The 19,387-nt window shown below is 72.5% G+C and carries 16 protein-coding genes; 13 read left to right on the top strand and 3 right to left on the bottom strand.

Features of this window, described 5'->3' with window-relative positions; translation table 11 throughout:
* Positions 1 to 86 precede the first annotated feature (86 nt).
* The 5 genes from P3T39_RS23880 (at position 87) to P3T39_RS23860 (ending at position 5,741) form a co-directional block, all read left to right on the top strand.
* Positions 87 to 1,436: an ABC transporter substrate-binding protein gene (locus P3T39_RS23880; protein WP_280700831.1), complete on the top strand. Its 1,350-nt coding sequence runs from the start codon at positions 87 to 89 to the stop codon at positions 1,434 to 1,436.
* 1 nt (position 1,437) lies between these two features.
* Positions 1,438 to 2,406: a sugar ABC transporter permease gene (locus P3T39_RS23875; protein ID WP_280700829.1), complete on the top strand. Its 969-nt coding sequence runs from the start codon at positions 1,438 to 1,440 to the stop codon at positions 2,404 to 2,406.
* Between the two features lie 8 nt (positions 2,407 to 2,414).
* The gene (locus P3T39_RS23870; RefSeq protein ID WP_280700827.1) at positions 2,415 to 3,305 is read left to right on the top strand and encodes a carbohydrate ABC transporter permease; all 891 of its coding nucleotides are present in this window, start codon (positions 2,415 to 2,417) and stop codon (positions 3,303 to 3,305) included.
* On the top strand, positions 3,305 to 4,591 hold the full coding sequence (locus tag P3T39_RS23865) for a 6-phospho-beta-glucosidase (RefSeq protein ID WP_280700825.1): 1,287 nt from the start codon (positions 3,305 to 3,307) through the stop codon (positions 4,589 to 4,591). Before P3T39_RS23870 ends, P3T39_RS23865 begins: the two co-directional genes overlap by 1 nt.
* 88 nt (positions 4,592 to 4,679) lie before the next feature.
* Complete coding sequence (locus P3T39_RS23860) at positions 4,680 to 5,741, top strand: BadF/BadG/BcrA/BcrD ATPase family protein (protein ID WP_280700823.1); 1,062 nt, start codon at positions 4,680 to 4,682, stop codon at positions 5,739 to 5,741.
* 100 nt (positions 5,742 to 5,841) lie between these two features.
* Here P3T39_RS23860 and P3T39_RS23855 read toward each other — a convergent pair whose 3' ends face one another.
* Positions 5,842 to 6,828: a helix-turn-helix domain-containing protein gene (locus tag P3T39_RS23855; RefSeq protein WP_280700821.1), complete on the bottom strand. Its 987-nt coding sequence runs from the start codon at positions 6,826 to 6,828 to the stop codon at positions 5,842 to 5,844.
* Positions 6,829 to 6,899: 71 nt separating this feature from the next.
* Here P3T39_RS23855 and P3T39_RS23850 point away from each other — a divergent pair, with 71 nt between their 5' ends.
* A complete protein-coding gene (locus P3T39_RS23850) occupies positions 6,900 to 7,499 on the top strand; it encodes a cysteine hydrolase family protein (protein ID WP_280700819.1) in 600 nt (199 codons plus the stop codon).
* 46 nt (positions 7,500 to 7,545) lie between these two features.
* Here P3T39_RS23850 and P3T39_RS23845 read toward each other — a convergent pair whose 3' ends face one another.
* Entirely contained in the window at positions 7,546 to 8,322 is a 777-nt protein-coding gene (locus P3T39_RS23845; protein ID WP_280700817.1) for a GNAT family N-acetyltransferase, read from the bottom strand.
* Between the two features lie 90 nt (positions 8,323 to 8,412).
* Complete coding sequence (locus P3T39_RS23840) at positions 8,413 to 8,988, bottom strand: nucleosidase (protein WP_280700815.1); 576 nt, start codon at positions 8,986 to 8,988, stop codon at positions 8,413 to 8,415.
* Positions 8,989 to 9,191: 203 nt separating this feature from the next.
* On the opposite strand from P3T39_RS23840, the gene P3T39_RS23835 reads away from it, so the two are divergent.
* From P3T39_RS23835 to P3T39_RS23805, 7 genes are all read left to right on the top strand, one after another.
* A complete protein-coding gene (locus P3T39_RS23835) occupies positions 9,192 to 10,586 on the top strand; it encodes a hypothetical protein (protein ID WP_280700813.1) in 1,395 nt (464 codons plus the stop codon).
* A gap of 22 nt (positions 10,587 to 10,608) precedes the next feature.
* A complete protein-coding gene (locus P3T39_RS23830) occupies positions 10,609 to 11,538 on the top strand; it encodes a glutamate ABC transporter substrate-binding protein (protein ID WP_280700812.1) in 930 nt (309 codons plus the stop codon).
* Between the two features lie 67 nt (positions 11,539 to 11,605).
* On the top strand, positions 11,606 to 12,937 hold the full coding sequence (locus P3T39_RS23825) for a hypothetical protein (RefSeq protein WP_280700896.1): 1,332 nt from the start codon (positions 11,606 to 11,608) through the stop codon (positions 12,935 to 12,937).
* A gap of 344 nt (positions 12,938 to 13,281) precedes the next feature.
* Positions 13,282 to 15,429 (top strand): serine/threonine-protein kinase, encoded by a 2,148-nt coding sequence (locus tag P3T39_RS23820; RefSeq protein ID WP_280700810.1) that lies wholly within the window; start codon positions 13,282 to 13,284, stop codon positions 15,427 to 15,429.
* A 4-nt stretch (positions 15,430 to 15,433) separates the two neighbouring features.
* Entirely contained in the window at positions 15,434 to 16,603 is a 1,170-nt protein-coding gene (locus P3T39_RS23815) for a protein phosphatase 2C domain-containing protein (protein WP_280700808.1), read from the top strand.
* A 94-nt stretch (positions 16,604 to 16,697) separates the two neighbouring features.
* Positions 16,698 to 18,044: a VWA domain-containing protein gene (locus P3T39_RS23810; RefSeq protein WP_280700807.1), complete on the top strand. Its 1,347-nt coding sequence runs from the start codon at positions 16,698 to 16,700 to the stop codon at positions 18,042 to 18,044.
* A 46-nt stretch (positions 18,045 to 18,090) separates the two neighbouring features.
* Entirely contained in the window at positions 18,091 to 19,377 is a 1,287-nt protein-coding gene (locus P3T39_RS23805; protein ID WP_280700805.1) for an FHA domain-containing protein, read from the top strand.
* The last annotated feature ends 10 nt before the right edge of the window (positions 19,378 to 19,387 follow it).

Genomic DNA, 19,387 nt, shown 5'->3' with positions numbered 1-19,387 from the left:
ACGGCTCCGCCGTACCGCTGCCAATCCCCCATGCACGGGCCGAAGGGCGATGCCGCCTGCCCCCGTACCCCCAGGAGGACTCATAGATGCGCACCCATCGCCGTTACCGCCGCACGGTCGCCGCTCTCACCGGCAGCGCCGTCCTCGCCCTGCTCGCCAGCGCCTGCACCGGCACCAACTCGGCCGGCGGTACGGATGATTCGGCCTCCGGCAAGGATGTGACGATCACCTTCTGGCACGGCTGGAGCCAGGACAACGAGACCAGAGCGATCCAGGCCGAGGCCGACGCCTTCCAGAAGCTGCACCCCAACATCCACGTCAAGGTGGTCGGCAACATCGCCGACGACAAGAGCGAGCAGGCGCTGCGGGCCGGCGGCTCGGACGCCCCCGATGTGGTCTCCTCCTTCGCCACCGACAACGTCGGCAAGTTCTGCTCGGCCAAGGTGTGGACGGACCTGACCCCGCAGCTGAAGAAGGACGGCATCGACCCGGCCAGGACCTTCCCGGCCGCGATGCTCCGGTACAGCCGGTTCGAGGGCAGTCAGTGCTCACTGCCGCTGCTCGGCGACGCCTACGGGCTCTACTACAACAAGACCGCCTTCGCCGCCGCCGGGATCACCGCGCCGCCGAGGACCTTCAGCGAGTTCGACGCGGACGCGGTCAAGCTGACCGCTGCCGACGGCGACGGCTACAAGCAGCTCGGCTTCATGCCCACCTACCACGGCTACGAGTCCACCCCCTCGCACTTCCTGGGCCAGTACGGCGCCGGCTACTTCGGCGCGGACGGCAAGTCGGACATCGCCACCGACCCCAGGGTCACCGCGATGTACACCTGGCAGAAGAACCTGATAGGCAAGCTCGGCGGCTTCGACAGACTGGAGAAGTACCGCAGCGGCTTCGGCGACGAGTTCAGCGCCAAGAACCCGTTCCAGACCGGCCAGGTGGCGATGTCCATCGACGGCGAGTGGCGCACCGCCTCGCTGGCCGAGGCCAAGCCCTCCTTCGACTGGGCCACCGCACCCTTCCCGGTGCCGGACGACCAGGCGGACACCTACGGCCGCGGCTACCAGACCGGCACCATCATCGGCATCGCCCGGACCAGCCGGAAGCAGTCCGCCGCCTGGGAGTTCGTCAAGTACCTGACCACCGACACCGACGCCGTGGTCACCTTCGCCAACGCGATCCACAACGTGCCCAGCACCGTCGAGGCGCTCAACTCGCCCAAGCTGGATGCCGATCCCAACTTCAGGACCTTCGTCGACATCGCCAAGAACCCCAACTCCAGCACCACGCCCGCCAGTATCAACGGCGGCGCCTACCAGCTCTCCATGCAGAACCTCGGGTATGCGTACGAGTCCGGCAAGCAGGCCGATCTGGCGGCCGGCCTCGCGGCCACCGCCAAGGAGATCGACGCTGCCGTCAACCAGGCCAAGTGACATGGCGGTCGCCACCACGGCCGTCCCGGCGGCGCTGAGGAGGAAGCGCCGCCGGGAGAGGGCCCGCACCCTGGCCTTCCTCTCCCCCTGGCTGATCGGCTTCGGCTTCTTCTTCGCCTACCCGCTGGTCTCCACCGTCTACTTCTCCTTCATGAGGTACGACGGCTTCGCCGCCCCGACCTTCACCGGCCTGAAGAACTGGGACTACGTCTTCAACCACTACCCCTTCTTCTGGCAGGGGCTGCGCAACACCCTCTGGCTGGTGGTCGTGATGGTGGCCCTGCGGGTCACCTTCGGCCTCGGCATCGGGCTGCTGATCACCAAGCTGAAGACCGGCGTCGGCTTCTTCCGGACCGCCTTCTACCTGCCCTACCTGGCCCCGCCGGTGGCCGCCACGATGGCCTTCGCCTTCCTGCTCAACCCCGGCACCGGGCCGGTCGACCACCTGCTCGGCGAGCTCGGCCTGCCGCAGCCCGGCTGGTTCACCGACCCGTCCTGGTCCAAGCCCGCGCTCACCATGCTGGCGATGTGGGGCGTCGGCGACCTGATGGTCATCTTCATGGCCGCACTGCTGGACGTGCCCAGGGAGCAGTACGAGGCCGCCGAGCTGGACGGCGCGGGCCCCTGGCAGAAGTTCCGCTACGTGACCTTCCCGAACATCTCGCCGATCGTGATGTTCGCGGTGGTCACCGGGGTGATCCAGACCATGCAGTACTACACCCAGGCGATCGTCGCCGGGAAGGTCGCCAGCGGCGTGATCGGCGGCTCCGGGCAGCAGTTCGAGCCCGGCTATCCGCACGGCTCCACCTGGACGCTGCCGCAGATGGTCTACAACCTCGGCTTCCAGCGCTTCGACACCGGCTCGGCCTGCGTGGTCGCGCTGGTCCTGTTCGCCATCTCGATGGCCTTCACCTCGCTGCTGCTGCGGCGGCGGAGCGGGTTCCTTCCAGAGTCGCAGGACGGCGAGTGAGGACCGGGATGACCACAACCACCGTGACCCTGCCCACAACGGCCAAGTCCACCGCCGCCGCCAAGGTGGCCCGCAGACGGGCCTTCCTGCACTGGGTGGCCGTCCACTCGGTGGCGATCGCGGCGGCACTGTTCTTCCTGCTGCCGTTCGTCTTCGTCCTCCTCACCTCGGTGATGACGGACCAGCAGGCGCTCACCGCCGACCTCTGGCCGCACCACTGGCAGTGGGGCAACTATCTGAAGGTCTGGCAGACGCCCGGCTTCCTCACCTGGTGGCGCAACACCCTGGTCTACGCCGGGCTCGGCACCCTGCTGACCATCGTCTCCAGCCTCCCGGTGGCCTACGCGCTCGCCAAGTTCCGCTTCCGGGGCCGGAACCTGGCCCTGATGGCGGTCATCTCGATGATGATGCTGCCGCCGCAGGTCACGGTCATCCCGATGTACCTGTTCTGGGCCAAGCAGCTCGACCTCACCGGCACCCTCTGGCCGCTGATCATCCCGATGGCCTTCGGCGACGCCTTCTCCATCTTCCTGCTGCGCCAGTTCCTGCTGACCATCCCCAAGGAGTACGTGGAGGCCGCCCGGATCGACGGCTGCGGCGAACTGCGCACGCTGCTGCGGGTGATCCTGCCGATGGCCAGGCCCGCCGTCGCGGCGGTCGCGCTGTTCCAGTTCTTCTACTGCTGGAACGACTACTTCGGCCCGCAGATCTACTCCAGCGAGAACCAGGGCGCCTGGACGCTCAGTTACGGCCTGGAGTCCTTCAAGGGCGCCCACCACACCGACTGGAACCTCACCATGGCAGCGACCCTGCTCGTTACGGCCCCGGTGATCGTGCTGTTCTTCTTCGCTCAGAAAGCCTTCATCGAAGGCGTGACACTGACAGGGGTCAAGGGCTGATGTCTCTCAAGCTGGCCATCGTCGGCGGCGGTTCGACCTACACACCGGAGCTGATCGACGGCTTCGCCCGGCTCCGCGACACACTGCCGATCGCCGAGCTGGTCCTGATCGACCCGGCCGCCGACCGGCTGGAGCTGATCGGCGGCCTGGCCCGCCGGATCTTCGCCAGACAGGGCCACTCCGCCCGGGTGACCACCACCTCCGACGTCACGGCGGGCGTCGCCGGAGCGGACGCCGTCCTGCTCCAGCTGCGGGTCGGCGGGCAGGCGGCGCGCAACGAGGACGAGACCTGGCCGCTGGAGTGCGGCTGCGTCGGGCAGGAGACCACCGGTGCGGGCGGGCTGGCCAAGGCGCTGCGCACCGTCCCGGTGGTCCTGGACATCGCCGATCAGGTCCGCCGTACCAACCCGGAGGCCTGGATCGTCGACTTCACCAACCCGGTCGGCATCGTCACCCGCGCCCTGCAGAGCGCCGGGCACAAGGCCGTCGGGCTGTGCAACGTCGCGATCGGCTTCCAGCGCAAGTTCGCCGCCCGTCTCGGTGTCGCACCCGAGCTGATCCGCCTCGACCACGTCGGCCTCAACCACCTGACCTGGGAGCGCGGCGTCACCCTGCTGGACGCACCGGGTGCGGCGTCCGGCCGGGAGGTACTGCCCGAACTCCTGGACGGCTTCGGCGAGCAGATCGCCGCCGACCTGCACCTGCCGCTCGCGCTGATCCGCCGCCTCGGCGTCGTCCCCTCGTACTACCTGCGCTACTTCTACCAGCACGACGCGGTGGTAGAGGAGCTCAAGGTCAAGGGCTCGCGCGCCATCGAGGTCGCGGCGATCGAGAAGCAGCTGCTCCGGATGTACGCCGACCCGGCCCTGGACACCAAGCCGGAGCTGCTCGGCAAGCGCGGCGGCGCGTTCTACTCCGAGGCCGCCGTCCAGCTGATCGGCGCGCTGCTCGGTACCGGCGGCGGCACCGACGTCCAGGTGGTCAACACCCGCAACGACGGCGTCCTGCCCTTCCTGCCAGACGACGCGGTGATCGAGGTCCCCGCAGAGGTGGACGCGCACGGCGTACGGCCGCTGCCGCAGCGGCCTGTCGAACCGCTGTACGCAGGCCTGATCGCCGCGGTGACGGCGTACGAGCAGCTCGCTCTCGAAGCCGCGCTCAAGGGTGGCCGGGACCGGGTCTTCGACGCTCTGCTGGCGCACCCGCTGGTCGGCCAGCTGGAGCTCGCCGAGCAGCTGACGGACCGTCTGCTCGCCCACAACGGCGCGCATCTGAGCTGGGCATGAGCCGGGCCTCGGCAGCGTCCGTGGCAACGTCCATGACGGCAACACCTCGCTGGGCCGCACCGGCCCAGGAACCTGGGAGCGAGGACTGATGGACCACCAGCAGAACGAGCAACTACCCGGCGTCCTCGCCATCGACGCCGGCAACAGCAAGACCGACGTCGCCCTGGTCGGCGCCGACGGCACGGTTCTCGGCGCCGCCCGGGGCGGCGGCTTCCAGCCGCAACTGGACGGGGCCGAGGCGGCGATCGCGGGCCTTGCCCCACTGGTCGAAGCGGCAGCCCGCGAGGCCGGACTGAGATCGGCGACCGGCTTCGGATCCGATGGCGCACCCGGCACCGGCGTACTCACCACCAGGGTCAGCGCCTGCCTGGCCAACGCCGACCTGCCGGTGGAGGAACAGCAGCTCCACGCCGCGCTGGCCGCCCGGCCGTGGGGCCTGACCAGCGCGGTCGCCAATGACACCTTCGGTCTGCTGCGGGCCGGGACCGACGGGCCGCGCGGGGTCGCGGTGGTCTGCGGCGCCGGGATCAACTGCGTCGGGCTGCTGCCGGACGGCCGCACCGCGCGCTTCCCCGCGCTCGGCCGTCTGACCGGCGACTGGGGCGGAGGCGGCGGGCTGGCCTCCGAGTCGATGTGGCACGCCACCCGCGCCGAGGACGGCCGCGGCCCTGCCACCGCGCTCGCCCCCGCCATCGCCGCCCACTTCGGGATGCCCAGCGCCACCGCCGTCGCGGAGGCCATCCACCTCGGGCAGCTGGAGCGGATCCGGCTGCACGAGCTCTCCCGGGTGCTGTTCGCCACCGCCGAGGCGGGGGATGCCATCGCGCTCGATCTGATCGACCGCCAGGCCGCCGAGATCGCCAGGCTCGCCGTGGTCGCGCTGACCAGGCTGAACCTGCTGGGCGAGGCGACCCCGCTGGTGCTGGGCGGCGGGGTACTGGCCGCCCGTCAGCCGCTGCTGATCGACAACCTTCTCGCCCGACTGGCCGCCGCCGCACCGCTGGCCGAACCCCGGATCGTGGTCGCTCCGCCCGTCCTCGGCTCGGCCCTCCTCGGCCTCGACCACCTCGCCTCCACCGGCCTCGGCGGCGGTCCCGCGGCGGAGCAACGCCTCCGCGCCGCGTACGCCCCCGTACAGACGGCAGCCTGACCGGGAGCGCAGTCAGGAGACAATCGGGAAGCCCGTGTGGGCGCGGGGGCAAGCGGGCACGCCAATAGGGGCGCGGGGCAGTCGGGTACGCCATTAGGGGCTAGCCGCCGTCGCGGCCTCGGAAGGTGCGGCGGTACTCGCGGGGGGCGACGCCGACTCGGCGGGTGAAGGCCGGGCGCAGCGAGACCGCTGAGCCGAAGCCGCAGCGGACGGCGATCTCGTCCACCGGCAGGTCGGTCTCCTCCAGCAGTCGCTGAGCCGCGAGTACCCGCTGTTCCAGCAGCCAGCGCAGTGGCGGCGTCCCGGTGGCGGCGGCGAAGCGCCGGGCGAACGTACGCTCGGACATCGTCGCCAGCCCCGCCAACCGCGCCACCGTCCAGGGCACTTCGAGCGCGGCCAGGACAGCCGTCCGAACCTTCGCCAGCGGATCGTCCGCGTCGGCGCTCTCGGGCACGGGCGAGGGGATGAACTGGGCCTGCCCGCCTGCCCGGAACGGCGCGGTCACCATCGCGCGGGCGATCACCGCCGCCGCCTGCTGGCCGTGTGCCGAGCGGACCAGGTGCAGGCAGAGATCTATCCCGGCGGCGACCCCGGCCGAGGTCCAGATCTCGCCGTCGCCGGTGAACAGCACCTCGGGGTCCACGTCCACGGCGGGGTGGCGGCGGGCCAGTTCGGGGGCCAGCGCCCAGTGGGTGGTGGCGCGGCGTCCGTCCAGCAGTCCGGCCTCGGCGAGGACGAATGCCCCGGCGCAGAGCGAGGCGATCGGCACACCGCGTGCGTGGGCGGCGCGCAGCGCATCCAGGATCCCGGGGTCGATCGGCGCCCGCGGATCCTCGATGCCGGGCACCAGTACCAGATCGCACTCGGCGAGCGCGGCAAGCCCGTGGTCGGGCACCCGCTCCAGGGCGCCGCCGAGCCGGACCCGCGCGCCCTCGGGCCCGCAGACCCGCAGCTCGAAGGCCGGCAGCCCAGGACGGGTGGTCCGGTTGGCCCAGACCTCGCCGATCACCGCGTAGTCGAAGGCCCGTACCCCGTCGAAGATCAGGCAGCCCACCGTACGCATGGCAGAAGTCGCGACAGCGGTCATGGCAGAAATATATCGACCATGGGCAGTCCGGCCACTCACCACCCGGTCGGCCCCGGCCGCAGGATGAAGCCATGACGAACACCGCAGCATTCGACGCTCCGCTCCAACTCGCCGACGACGCCGTCCTGATCGTGATCGACGTCCAGCAGGGCTTCGAGGACCACGACTTCTGGGGCCCCCGGGACAACCCCGGGGCCGAGCAGCGCATCGGCGCCCTGCTGGACCTCTGGCAGGAGACCGGCCGTCCGGTCGTGGTGGTGCAGCACCAGTCGGCGGCCGGGCCGCTCCAGCCGGGAACGCCCGGGTACGAGCTCAAGCCCGAGGTGGCCGGGGCCGCCGCGGACCTGTATGTCACCAAGACCGTCAACAGCGCCTTCTACGGCACGCCCGACCTGCAGACCTGGCTCCAGGAGCGCGGAGCCACCCAGCTGGTGACGGTCGGCATCATGACCAACGTCTGCAACGAGACCACCGCCCGGATGGGCGGCAACCTCGGCTACGACGTGGTCTTCCCGGTCGACGCCATGCACACGTTCGACATGGCGGGGCCCGACGGGGAGTCCATCCCCGCCGCCGACCTCGCCCGCGCCACCGCCGCCGTGCTCCACCGCATGCGCTTCGCCAAGGTGGTCACCACGGACGCCGTCCTGGCCGCGGCCTCCCGCGGGTAGGACCGGAGGCAGGGCGGGGCGCCGGTCGAGGAGCGGCGTGGGGCCCTCAAGGCTGGCAGATGTACGGCGTGGTGGTGCCCAGCGGAACGAACCCGAGGCGCTGAAGGATCGGGCGGCTCTCGTCCGATGCGTCGACCTGGAGATAGCGGTGGCCGCGCTCCGCGGCGATGCGGGCACGGAAGGCGACCAGGGCCCGGTAGATGCCCCGGCCGCGCCAGTCGGTCACGGTGCCGCCGCCCCAGAGGCTCGCGAAGTCGGTGCCCGGGTGGAACTCGATCCGGGCCGAGCACACCGGCCGGTCGCCGGCCATCGCCAGCACGATGTCGACCGAGCCCGGATCCTCGGCCAGCCGGTCGAGCAGCCGCTGCCTGATCCGCGAGCCGTCCGTGTCGAACACCTGCTCATGGACGTCCGCCACCAGCTCCACGCCTGCCCGGTCGGTCACGGGGAGCAGCCGGATGCCCTCGGGCAGCCGGACGTCCGTGGCCAGGTCCTGGACCCGGGCGACCAGCAGCGTCTCCTCGGGCTCCGGCGTGAACCCGGCCGCCCGCAGCCGCCCGGCGAGGTCGGCGGGCCGGTCGTGGGCGTAGAGCTTCCACTCGAACTCGAGCCCCAGTGAGGCGAAGTGGCGAACCTGGGCCGCGATCGCCGCATCCGCGGTGTCCTCCCGCAGATCCGACCAGAGGATCCCGTTCCAGGCGTGCTCCGCGCCGACCTGCCGCACCACGTCGCCCACCCGCTCGACCCTGGTCCCGGGGCCCTCCGGTGCCGCTTCCTGCCTCAGCTGCCGGTCGAAGGCGGCCAGCACCGCATCACTGTTCATCCGGCCACTCCAACACCGGGTGGTGATCACGGCAAGCAGATTTCCCGCCCGGCCGCGCTCCGGGCCGGCCGGGCACCGGCCGCGAGGGCTTCAGAGCCCCTGGGCGCGGACCCACTCGGCGAGGATCCTGGCGCAGCCGTCCACGGACTCCCGCCAGGTGCGGTCGGCACCGGCCCCGGCCTCGTCGCTGACGTGCTTGATCAGGCGGAGCGGGACATTCGCGCGCTGGGCGACGGTGGCGAGCGCGTAACCCTCCATGTCGACCAGGTCGGCGTGTTCGGCCAGGCGGTCGCGGGCCTCGGGGTCGGAGACGAAGAGGTCGCCGGTGGCCAGGGTCGGCCCGGGGGTGTCGCTGACGGCGATCGGCGCGCCGTAGGTGCGGCCGGTGAGCGCCCGGAGGACCGGGGTGTCGATGTCGTGCTGGAGCACCTGTGCCACCTGGTGGGTACCGGCCCAGCCCGAACGGAGCGCACCAGCGGTGCCCAGGTTGACGATCTCGGACGGCCTCTCGCCCCGGGCCAGTACGGTGGCCAGCGCGGCGGTCGCGTTGATCTTCCCTATGCCGGTGAGCAGCACGGGGAGACTGTCGCCGAGGTAGGCGGCCTCCTCCTGGACGGCCACGACGAGCAGCGGGCGGTCAGGTGTGATCGTTCCGAGCAGACGCATGCGCTCCATGGTAGGTGTCCGGCTCCGGACACCGGCCGTAGGACGCCTCACGATGGGCGTTACCGGGCCGAGGCCGGGGAGTCGAGGAGCACCGAAGCTCAAGAGCCGCACAACTCGCGTGTGGCCGCCCGAACCTGCGGCCATACTGCTGGCAACGGGCGGGCTCCGGTGGGCGGGGCCGCCCACGGGGGAGGGTGGGGCAGGTGGCAGCACCGGTACAGACGGGGGACGTCGCACCGAGACCGCTGCCGTCCGCACCGCAGCGCGCACTCGCACAGCTGCGGCGGACGGTGGACACCGCACCGGGCCGACTACGCACGGCAGGCATCCTGCTGACCGTGCTGGTCCTGGCCTTCGGCACCCTGGCGGCCTGGCAGGTGATCGGCCGGGCCCGCGCGGCGGACCAGGTCGTCTCGCACAGCCAACCGCTCAGCCAGAACGCCGCCGAGATCTACCGCTCGCTCGCCGACGCGGACGCCACCGCCGCCTCCGCCTTCCTGCTCGCGGGCGACGCGCCGCAGTCCGTCCGCGACCGCTACCGCGCCGACCTGGACACCGCTGCCCGTCTCCTCACCGAGTCCGCCGCGCGGACCGGCTCCTCCGACGCCCAGCAGTGGGTCACCGCACTCAACCGGCAACTCCCGCAGTACGCGGGCCTGGTGGAGACCGCCGGGGCGGACAACCGGCAGGGCCTGCCGCTCGGCGGGGCGTATCTGCGGTACGCCTCCGCGCAGTTGCAGGAGAGCATGCTGCCCGCCGCGCAGCGTCTGGCTGCGGCCGAGGCCGGGCGGCTGGACGGGGACTATGCGGCCGCCGGGTCCTTCCCGTGGGCGGCGCTGGTGCTCGGTGGACTGGCGCTGGCGGCACTGGTCCGCTGCCAGCAGCTCCTGTTTCGCCGGACCAATCGGGTTTTCAACCCCGGCCTGCTCGGCGCGACGGCCGCCGTGCTGGCAGCGGTGCTCTGGCTGGCGGCGGGCAGTCTGTCGGTCCACTCCGATCTGACGGACAGCCGGCAGCGCGGCGCCCTCCCGCTGCGGACGCTCGACCAGGCCAGGATCGAGGCGCTCCAGTCGCACACGGCGGAGAACCTCGACCTGGTCGCCCGGGGTGCCTCCGACACCTACACCGAGCGCTGGGCCGCGATCACCGGTTCGCTGGCCGGTCCGCCGCCGGCGGACGGCAGCGCAGGTGGCAGCAGCGCAGGTGACGGCAGCACCCGGGCGGGCGGCGGCACCCTGGGTCGCGCCAGAACCGCCGCACCCGGCGAGGCCGATGCGGCCCTGGTCCGGGCCCAGTCCCTCTTCACCACCTGGGAGGCGCGCCACCGCGCCGCCGCGAAGAGCAACGAGCAGGGCGACTACGAGGCCGCGCTGCGCACCACGGTCGGTACCGGCGGCGACTCCGCCGAGGGCGCCTTCACCGCACTCGACCAGCAGCTCGCCCAGGCCGCGACGGCCGAGCGGACGGCGTTCGAGCGGTCGGCGAAGGGCACCGACGGCGTCCTCTACTCCGTGGCGGCCGGTGCCGCGTTCCTGGCAGTGCTGGCGGCGGCCGGCGTGGTCCGGGGCCTCGGGCGCCGGCTGGCCGAGTACCGGTGAGGGGGAGCTGACGGTGCACAGGATGACGGTGCGTACGGCGAAGCTGACGGGCGCGGCCCTGCTCGCAGCGGGCCTGCTCGGCCCGGGGGCCTCGGGAGCGGCCGGCCCGGCTGCGGTGCGGTCAGAAGCGGCGGCCGCTGCGCCGCAGCCGACGGCCGACCTGGCCGGCGGCTGCGAGGACCGTACGGCGCAGCCCAGTTCGAACGAGAGCGGGCCGAAGGTCCAGCAGATCAGGCGGCGCGGCATGCTGGTCGTCGGGGTGGACCAGAACAGCTACCACTGGGGCTACCGCAACCCGCAGACCGGCCGGATCGAGGGCTTCGACATCGACCTGGCCCGCGCGGTGGCCAAGGCGATCCTCGGCGACCCGGACAAGGTGACCTATCTGACCGTCCCGACGGCCAGGCGTATTGAAGCCATCAAGAGCGGCCAGGTCGATCTGATCGCCCGTACGATGACGATCACCTGCGAGCGCTGGCAGGACACCGCCTTCTCCGCCCCGTACTTCAGCAGCGGCCAGCGGCTGGTGGTGCCGAAGGCGGCGAAGGTGACCGGTATCGAGCAGGGGCTCAGGGGCAGACGTGCCTGTGTGGCCGACCAGTCGTCCTCGCAGGCGGTGCTCAGGCAGAACCCGTACGGCACGGCCGAGGTCAAGGTGGTGGAGAACCAGCTGGACTGCCTGGTCCTGATGCAGCTCGGCCAGGTGGACGCCACACTCACCGACACCGTGCTGGCGGCCGCCCAGGTCGCGCAGGATCCGACGGTCGAGCAGGCCGGCGAGCCGATCGCGACCGCCCATATGGGCATCGCGATGAAGAAGGAGGACACCGACCTGGTGGCGCGGGTGAACCAGGTGCTGGTGGACTACCGGGCGAACGGCGGCTGGCGGGCGAGCTACGACCACTGGCTGGCTGCCAGCATGGGCGCCGACCCGGCGGAGTACCTCAAGTGACGTCACACCATCATGGACCCGGGAACACAGGAAGGACGGAGCGTTGGCAGGATCTGCTGGCCCGGTGATGAACCGGGAGGAGGTGGACCGCGCACTCGCGCGGCTGGGCGCGGAGCGCGATGCCGTGGAGGCGGCGCTGCTGGCCCTGCAGGACCACCCGGGCCGTCGGCTGCTGGAGGGCGCCGCGCTGAGCGGCCGGACCGAGGAGCGCTGGTCCGTCGCCGCGCAGGGCCTGACGCTGCTCTGGGCGCTGTTCGACCGCTACTCGGAGGCACTGGCCTCCGCACGGGCGGTCCGCTCCCGCCGCAACCGGCCGGGCGCCGCCGAACTGGCCGAGCTGAGCGAGCTGCTCGGCGGCGCCGCCGTGATCGTCTCCGGCGGCCAACTGCCGGACGTGGCAGGCCCGGGACCGGCCCGGCTGGCGGAGCGGATCAGCCTGGACGAGCTGATGGAGCGGATGAACGCGTGGTACGCCACCGTGCTGGAGGTGGTGCACGCCGCCGACACGGTCTGGTCCGCGCTGCCCGCCCGGATCGACCTGCTGCTGGCCGAGCTCGGTCGGGTGCAGATGCTCGCGGTCTCGGTCGGCGTACGGCCGGGTTCGCACCCGCTGGGCGACGATCTGGCCAGGCTGACCGAGGAGTTGGGCCAGCTGCGGGCCGAGGTACTGGCCGACCCGCTCGCGCTCTGGCGGCCGGTCCGGGTACCCGCGCAGCGCGGCAGCGACACCCCCACCGGCGCCGGTCCCTTCGCCCCGGGCTCGGGTGTGGTGGACACCGGGCGCTTCGACGGGGCCGGGCGGGAACTGGACGGGATCCGGGTCGAGCTGGAGGGCCTGCTGCGACTGCGCGACGAGGCCCACGAGCGCCTGCAACAGGTCGGCGACCTGCTGCAACGCGCCGACGCCACACTCGCCGAGGCCCGCCGGGCCCGGGGCGAGGTGCTGGCGAAGATCGCCGCGACCGAGGTCCCGGCCGTTCCGGGACCGGCCTCCGCACTGCGCGAACGGATCGTCCTGGCAGTGGACTTGCAGCAGACCGGCCAGTGGCACCGGCTGGCACCGCTGCTGGACGTCCTGGAGGACGCCGCCGCCAAGGAACTCACCCGGGCGCGGCAGTCGCTCACCGAGGTCGCCCAGCCGCTCGCCCTCCGGGCCGAGCTGCGCGGACGCCTGGAGGCGTACAAGTCGATGGCCGCCCGACTCGGCCTGGCCGAGGACCCGGAGGTCATCGAGCGCTTCGAGAAGGCCCGTTGGCTGCTGTGGAGCGCGCCGTGCGACCTGCGGGCGGCGGCCGAGGCGGTGAGCCGCTTCCAGCAGGCGCTGCGGCCAGGCCGGCCGGAGACGACGACACCGGTTGCGGAACCGGCGGACGGGTACCAGGACGAGCGGGGGGCTTGAGGTTCATGGGTGAGGCATGTGCGCGGCCGGAGTGCTCCGGCGCGGGGACGATCGACGCCGACGGGTACTGCGACGAGTGCGGACTGGCTCCGGCGGCTGTTCCCCCGGCTCCGGCCGCGGCAACCGCCTCCGGAGCTGCGCCGGGCGTCGGCGACGGGTGCGCCAGGGGCTGCCCGGGAACGATCGACGCCGACGGGTACTGCGACGAGTGCGGGCTGGCGCCGCAGGAGGCGGGGACACGGACCCAGCCGTACGTACCCTCGGCCCGCGTCGGTTCACCGGACTCGTCCAGGACCGGCTCGACGGGTACGGCCGGTTCGGGACGGTCCGGTTCGGGACGGTCGATGTCGGGCCGCTCCCGCTCGCACCGCTCGGGCCGTACCGGCAGCGGCCGTTCGGTCTCGGTGCGCAGCAGCAGCGGCGGCAGCTCGGGCACGGCGCGGCGGGGCAACCTGGGCGCCGGCCTGGTGACGGTGCCGAGCGTCCCCAGGCCCGATCCGGCGGCGGCCGTACTGACCGATCCGCAGGTACCGGAGCGCAAGCGGTTCTGCAGCAGGTGCGACGCCCCGGTGGGCCGGGAGAAGAACGGCAGCCCGGGCCGTCCCGAAGGTTTCTGCACCAAGTGCGGCACTGCGTACTCGTTCACGCCCAAGCTGGGGCACGGCGACGTGGTGGGCGGCCAGTACGAGGTGCTGGGCTGCCTGGCGCACGGCGGCCTCGGCTGGATCTACCTGGCGGTGGACCGTCGGGTCAGCGACCGCTGGGTGGTGCTCAAGGGCCTGCTGGACACCGGCGACGAGGACGCCCTGGCAGTCGCGATAGCCGAACGCCGGTTCCTGGCCGAGGTGGACCACCCGAACATCGTCCGGATCATCAACTTCGTCGAGCACCCCGACCTGCGCACCGGCTCCACCGACGGCTACATCGTGATGGAGTACGTCGGCGGCAAGTCGCTCAAGGACATCGCGAACGAGCGCCGCACCCCCGAGGGCCACCGCGACCCGCTGCCGGTCGAGCAGGCCATTGCGTACGCGCTGGAGGCGCTGCCCGCGCTGGGTTACCTGCACAGCCGCGGGCTGGTCTACTGCGACTTCAAGATCGACAACGTGATACAGGCCGAGGACTCGCTCAAGATCATCGATATGGGTGCCGTCCGCCGCCTCGACGACGAGGGCCCGATCTACGGGACCGTCGGCTACCAGGCGCCCGAGATCGCCACCCACGGCCCGTCCCCCGCCTCCGACCTCTACACGGTGGCCCGCACCCTGGCCGTTCTCACCTTCGACTTCCAGGGCTACTCGACCGCCTACCGCTACGCACTGCCCGACCCCGAGCAGGTGCCGCTGTTCGCCAGGTACGAGTCGTACTACCGCTTCCTGGTCCGCGCCACCGACCCGGACCCGGTCCGGCGCTTCGCCTCCGCAGAGGAGATGGCCGACCAGCTGACCGGTGTGCTGCGCGAGGTGCTGAGCCTGCAGGACGGTCGCCCGCGCCCCGCGCTCTCCACCCTCTTCGGCCCCGAACTACGCGTGGTGGAGACCGAGTTGTCCACCACACCGCCCGACCCCGGGACGGCCGCGCTGGCCCTGCCGGTACCCCGCGTCGACCCCGCCGACCCGAACGCCGGCTTCCTCGCCAGCCTGGTCGCCGGCGCACCCGCCGAGGCGCTGGCGGCCCTGGCCACCGCACCGGTCACCTCGGTCGAGCTGCGGCTTCGTCAACTCCGCGCGCACCTGGAGCTCCGGGACGGGCCCGCGGTGGACGGAGCGCTCCGCGGGCTGGAGGCCGACCATCCCGGCGACTGGCGGGTCGTCTGGTACCGGGGGCTGGCCGCGCTCGCGATCGGACCGGCGGAGGGCGAGCCGGCCACCCGGGTCGCCGAGGCCGCGGAGGCGTTCGACGCCGTCTACGACGCGTTCCCCGGCGAGGCCGCGCCCAAGCTGGGCCTGGCCCTGTGCGCCGGACTGCTCGGTGAGGGCGAGGACGCGGCCGAGTTCTACCGACTGGTCGGCACCACCGACCCGGCCTACGTCAGCGCCGCCTTCGGCCTGGCCCGGGTGCTGCTGGCCGCCGGGGACAGGGCCGGCGCGGTACACGCCCTGGAGTCCGTGCCCGAGGTGTCCACGCACTTCACCGCCGCCCGGATCGGCGCCGTCCGGGCCCGGCTGCGCGGTCGGCCCGCCGAGGAGGCACTCGGCCCCGACCTGGTGCAGTGCTCCGAGCAGCTGTCCGGGCTCACCCTGGACGCCCGGCGACGCGAGGAGTTGGCGGTCGAGGTGCTGGACAGCGCCCTCGCCTGGGTACTGGCCGGACTGCCCGGCGAGGGTGTGAGCGCCGCCGTGCGGGTGCTGGGGCATCCGGCGAGCGAGCGGGAACTGCGGTTCGCTCTGGAACACTCCTACCGAGTGTTGGCGCGGTTGTCCGACCGGGCCGAAGCCAGGATCGAGATGGTGGAGCGGGCGAACCGAGCCCGCCCCCGGACGTGGGTGTGAAGCAATGCCGCAGCAGACCGTGTGCCCGAGCTGTGCCGAGCCGCTGGAACCGGAGGACGTCTTCTGCGGCGCCTGCGGCCGGAATCTGAACGACCCCGATCCCGACCCCGGTCCCGACTCGGGCCAGGACCGCGACAGCTCTGAAGGCCCGGCCGGGACCGACGGGGCCGAGGTCACCGCCCCGTCGAGCTGCGTGCACTGCGGCTCGGCCGAGCTCGCCGCCGACGGGTACTGCGAGTCCTGCGGAGGCGTGCAGCCCAGACCGCGCGACCACCAGGAGCGCTCGCTGGCGGGCGTCGCCGGTGTCACCGACCGCGGCCTGCGCCACCACCGCAACGAGGACGCCTTCGCCGTGGCCGCCACCTCGCTGCCCGGCGGCGAACCCGCCGTGGTCGCGGTGGTCTGCGACGGCGTCTCCTCCTCCGCCCGGCCCGACGAGGCCTCCGCCGCCGCCGTCGAGGCCGCCGCCAAGTCCCTGCTGACAGCCCTGGAGCAGGGCAGGGAGCCCGACGCCGCGATGCACGGCGCCATCGAGGAGGCCGCCCGCGCCGTCGCCGACCTGGCGTACGACGGGACGGCCACGTCCGGCGGCAGCCTCAACGCACCGGCGTGCACCTACGTCAGCGCGATCTCCGCGGCCGGACGGATCACCATCGGCTGGGTCGGCGACACCCGGGCGTACTGGATCCCGGACGACCGGGTCTCCGCCGTCCCGTACCGGCTCACCGAGGACGACTCCTGGGCGGCCCGGGTGGTCGCCGCCGGGCTGATGGGCGAGGCCGAGGCGTACGCCGACCCCCGCGCGCACGCCATCACCGGCTGGCTCGGCGCCGACGCGGAGGAGCTCGAACCGCACACCGTCAGCTTCACCCCGCACGTCCCGGGCGTCCTGCTCATCTGCACCGACGGCCTGTGGAACTACGCCGAGGCCGCCACCGACCTGGCCTGCTTCGTCCCCGCCGACGCCCGGACCGACCCACTCGCGGCCGCCCAGACGCTGGTCAAGTTCGCGGTCGCCGCCGGCGGACACGACAACATCACCGTCGCCGTCCTGCCGATCGACCCGCCGGCCATCGAACCCGCCCCGACCCTGGTGGACTTCCAGCCCTTCAGGACTCTGCCCGACCTGCCGTCCGCCACCGCCACCGCCACCGCCACCGCCACCGCCATCTGACAACCGGCCAGGGCACTGCGCCGCGCACCGTCCGCGCGCGGACCCCTCAACGTCAGGCACGGCTCGACTCACTCACCGCTCGACAGGAGCAGCGATGACCACCTCGTCCAAGTCGCACCCGGGTTTCAGCGTCGACATCTTCCAGAACGAGTACCTGGCGGACGGTGCTCGCGAGGTGAACGCGATCGTGACGGTCACCGCAACCGGCGGCGGCACCTCGGGCGGCCGGCCTGCCGCCGACGGCACGTCAGCGGCAGGCGGTCCGCAGGCCGCCGCCGCGGTGGTCGTCATGGTCGACTGCTCGGGGTCGATGGACTACCCCGCCGAGAAGATGCGCAATGCCAGGGAGGCCACCGCGGTCGCGATCGACACACTGCGGGACGGTGTCGCCTTCGCCGTGGTCTCCGGAACCCACCAGGCCACCGAGGTGTACCCGGGCAACGGCAGGCTGGCCGTCGCCGACCGCGCCACCCGGGAGCAGGCCAAACAGGCCCTGCGCAAGCTCGACGCGGGCGGGGGCACCGCGATCGGCACCTGGCTGTCCCGGGCCCACCGGCTGTTCGAGACCCGGCCCGACATCGCCATCCGGCACGGCATCCTGCTCACCGACGGCCGCAACGAGCACGAGAAGCCCGCCGATCTGCAACGCGTCCTGGACACCGTCACCGGCAGCTTCACCGTGGACTGCCGGGGCGTCGGCACCGACTGGAACGTCGACGAGCTGCGCCGGATCTCCTCCACGCTGCTCGGCACCGTGGACATCGTCGCGGAACCCTCGGGTCTGGCCGAGGACTTCCGCAGCATGATGGAGAAGACGATGGCCAAGCAGGTCGCCGATGTGGCACTGCGGATCTGGACCCCGGCCAACGCCGTGCTGAAGTACGTCAAGCAGGTCGCTCCGTCGGTCGAGGACCTCACCGGCCGCCGGGAGGGGGCCGGGCCACGAGCCGGGGACTACCCGACCGGCTCCTGGGGCGACGAGAGCCGTGACTACCACGTCTGTATCGAGGTACCGGCCGCCGCCGTCGGCAACGAGATGCTCGCCGCCCGGGTCAGCCTGGTCCTGCCACAGCCCGACGGCACCTCCGAGGTGCTCTCCCAGGGCCTGGTCAGGGCGGTCTGGACGGACGACCTGGCCTCCTCCACCCGGATCAACTCCCAGGTCGCCCACTACACCGGCCAGGCCGAGCTCTCCGCCGCGATCCAGGAGGGCATGGCCGCCCACCGCGCCGGAGACGTGGACCACGCCACCGCCAAGCTGGGCGCGGCGGTCCGGCTCGCCCACGAGATCGGGAACGAAGGCACGTTCAGGCTGCTGCAGAAGGTGGTGGACGTGGTGGACGCCAAGGAGGGTACGGTTCGGTTCCGTAAGAACGTGAGTGAGGCCGACTCGATGACTCTCGAGACCCGGTCGACCAAGACGGTACGGGTGAAGAAGTGACCGGTTCAGCTGAGCTTGGCGGAGCTGCCGAAATGTGGGGGAACTGATGCCGATCTGCCCTAGGGGCCACGAGTCGCAGGCCGAGGACTGGTGCGACTTCTGCGGCTTCCCGATGACTCCGCCGCCCGGCCTCGCGGTCCCGGGCTCGGCTCCCTACGGCGCTCCGGGCGCGCACGGCGGGCCCGGTGCCGCCGTCCCGCCCCCGGCCGGTGCGCCGATGGGCCACCCGATGGCTCCGCCCATGGCCCCGATGGGTGGTCACGTCCCGCCTCCGGCCTCCCCGCACCCGTCCCCGATGGCCCCTCCGCCGGCCCCCGGTCGGCCGGAGCCGACCGCCGGACTGGTCACCTGCCCGATCTGCCGGACTCCGCAGACCGGGCGGTACTGCGAGGAGTGCGGGTACGACTACGACCTCTCCGCCCCCTCGGGACGGCAGCACCGCCAGGCCCCGCCGAGCGCCGGCCCCCAGGGCGGCGGTTACGGCTACCCGCCGCCCGCACCCGCGTCGTACCAGCCGCCGGCCCCGCCGCCACCGCCGGCCCCGAGCCCCTACCAGCCTCCGGCGCCTCCGCCCGCCGACCCTTACGCCCAGCGCGACCCGTACGCCCAGCAGCAGGCGGGGCCGTACGAGAACGACCCCTATGCGAAGCAGGACCCGTTCGCGAACGCCGACCCCTTCACGAAGGGGTCGCCGTACGAGGGCGGCGCAGCGTACGAGGGCGGCGCGTCCTATGAGAGCGGCAGGCCGTACGAGGGCGCGAGGCCCTTCGAGTCGGCCTCGTCGTTCCCCGACCAGGAGGGCTTCGAGCGGACAGGACCGGTGTACGCGCAGCCCGGACCGACCGCGCCGGGCGACGAGTTCGGGACGTCCTTCCGCCTCGCGCCGCCCGGGGGCGCGCCCACCGCGCCGCCGCAGCCGACCCGCACCACGTGGATAGCGGTAGTCAGCGCCGACCGCGACTACTTCACCGACATGATGGCGCGCAGTGGACCGGAGGCCGCCGGGCTGTTCTTCCCGCCGTACTGCCCGGAGCGCCGGATCCCGCTGACCGGCCGGGGACAGCTGCGGATCGGCCGGCGAAGCCAGCACCGGGGCACCGTGCCGGAGATCGACCTGTCGGTCGCTCCGGAGGATCCCGGCGCCTCGCACCAGCATGCCCTGCTGGCCGAACAGGCCGACGGGAGCTGGGTGCTGGTGGACCAGGACTCGACCAACGGCACCACGGTCAACGGCAGCTCCGATCCGGTGCCCCCGCACACCGCGATCCCGCTGACCGACGGTGATCGCGTCCACATCGGCGCCTGGACGACGATCACCCTGCACCGCGCCTGACGGAACCGCC

It is taken from the genome of Kitasatospora sp. GP82 (genome assembly GCF_029892105.1).
Classification (GTDB): domain Bacteria; phylum Actinomycetota; class Actinomycetes; order Streptomycetales; family Streptomycetaceae; genus Kitasatospora.
The sequence above is the reverse complement of the archived record's forward strand: the minus strand, read 5'-3'. Positions and strand labels throughout refer to the sequence as shown.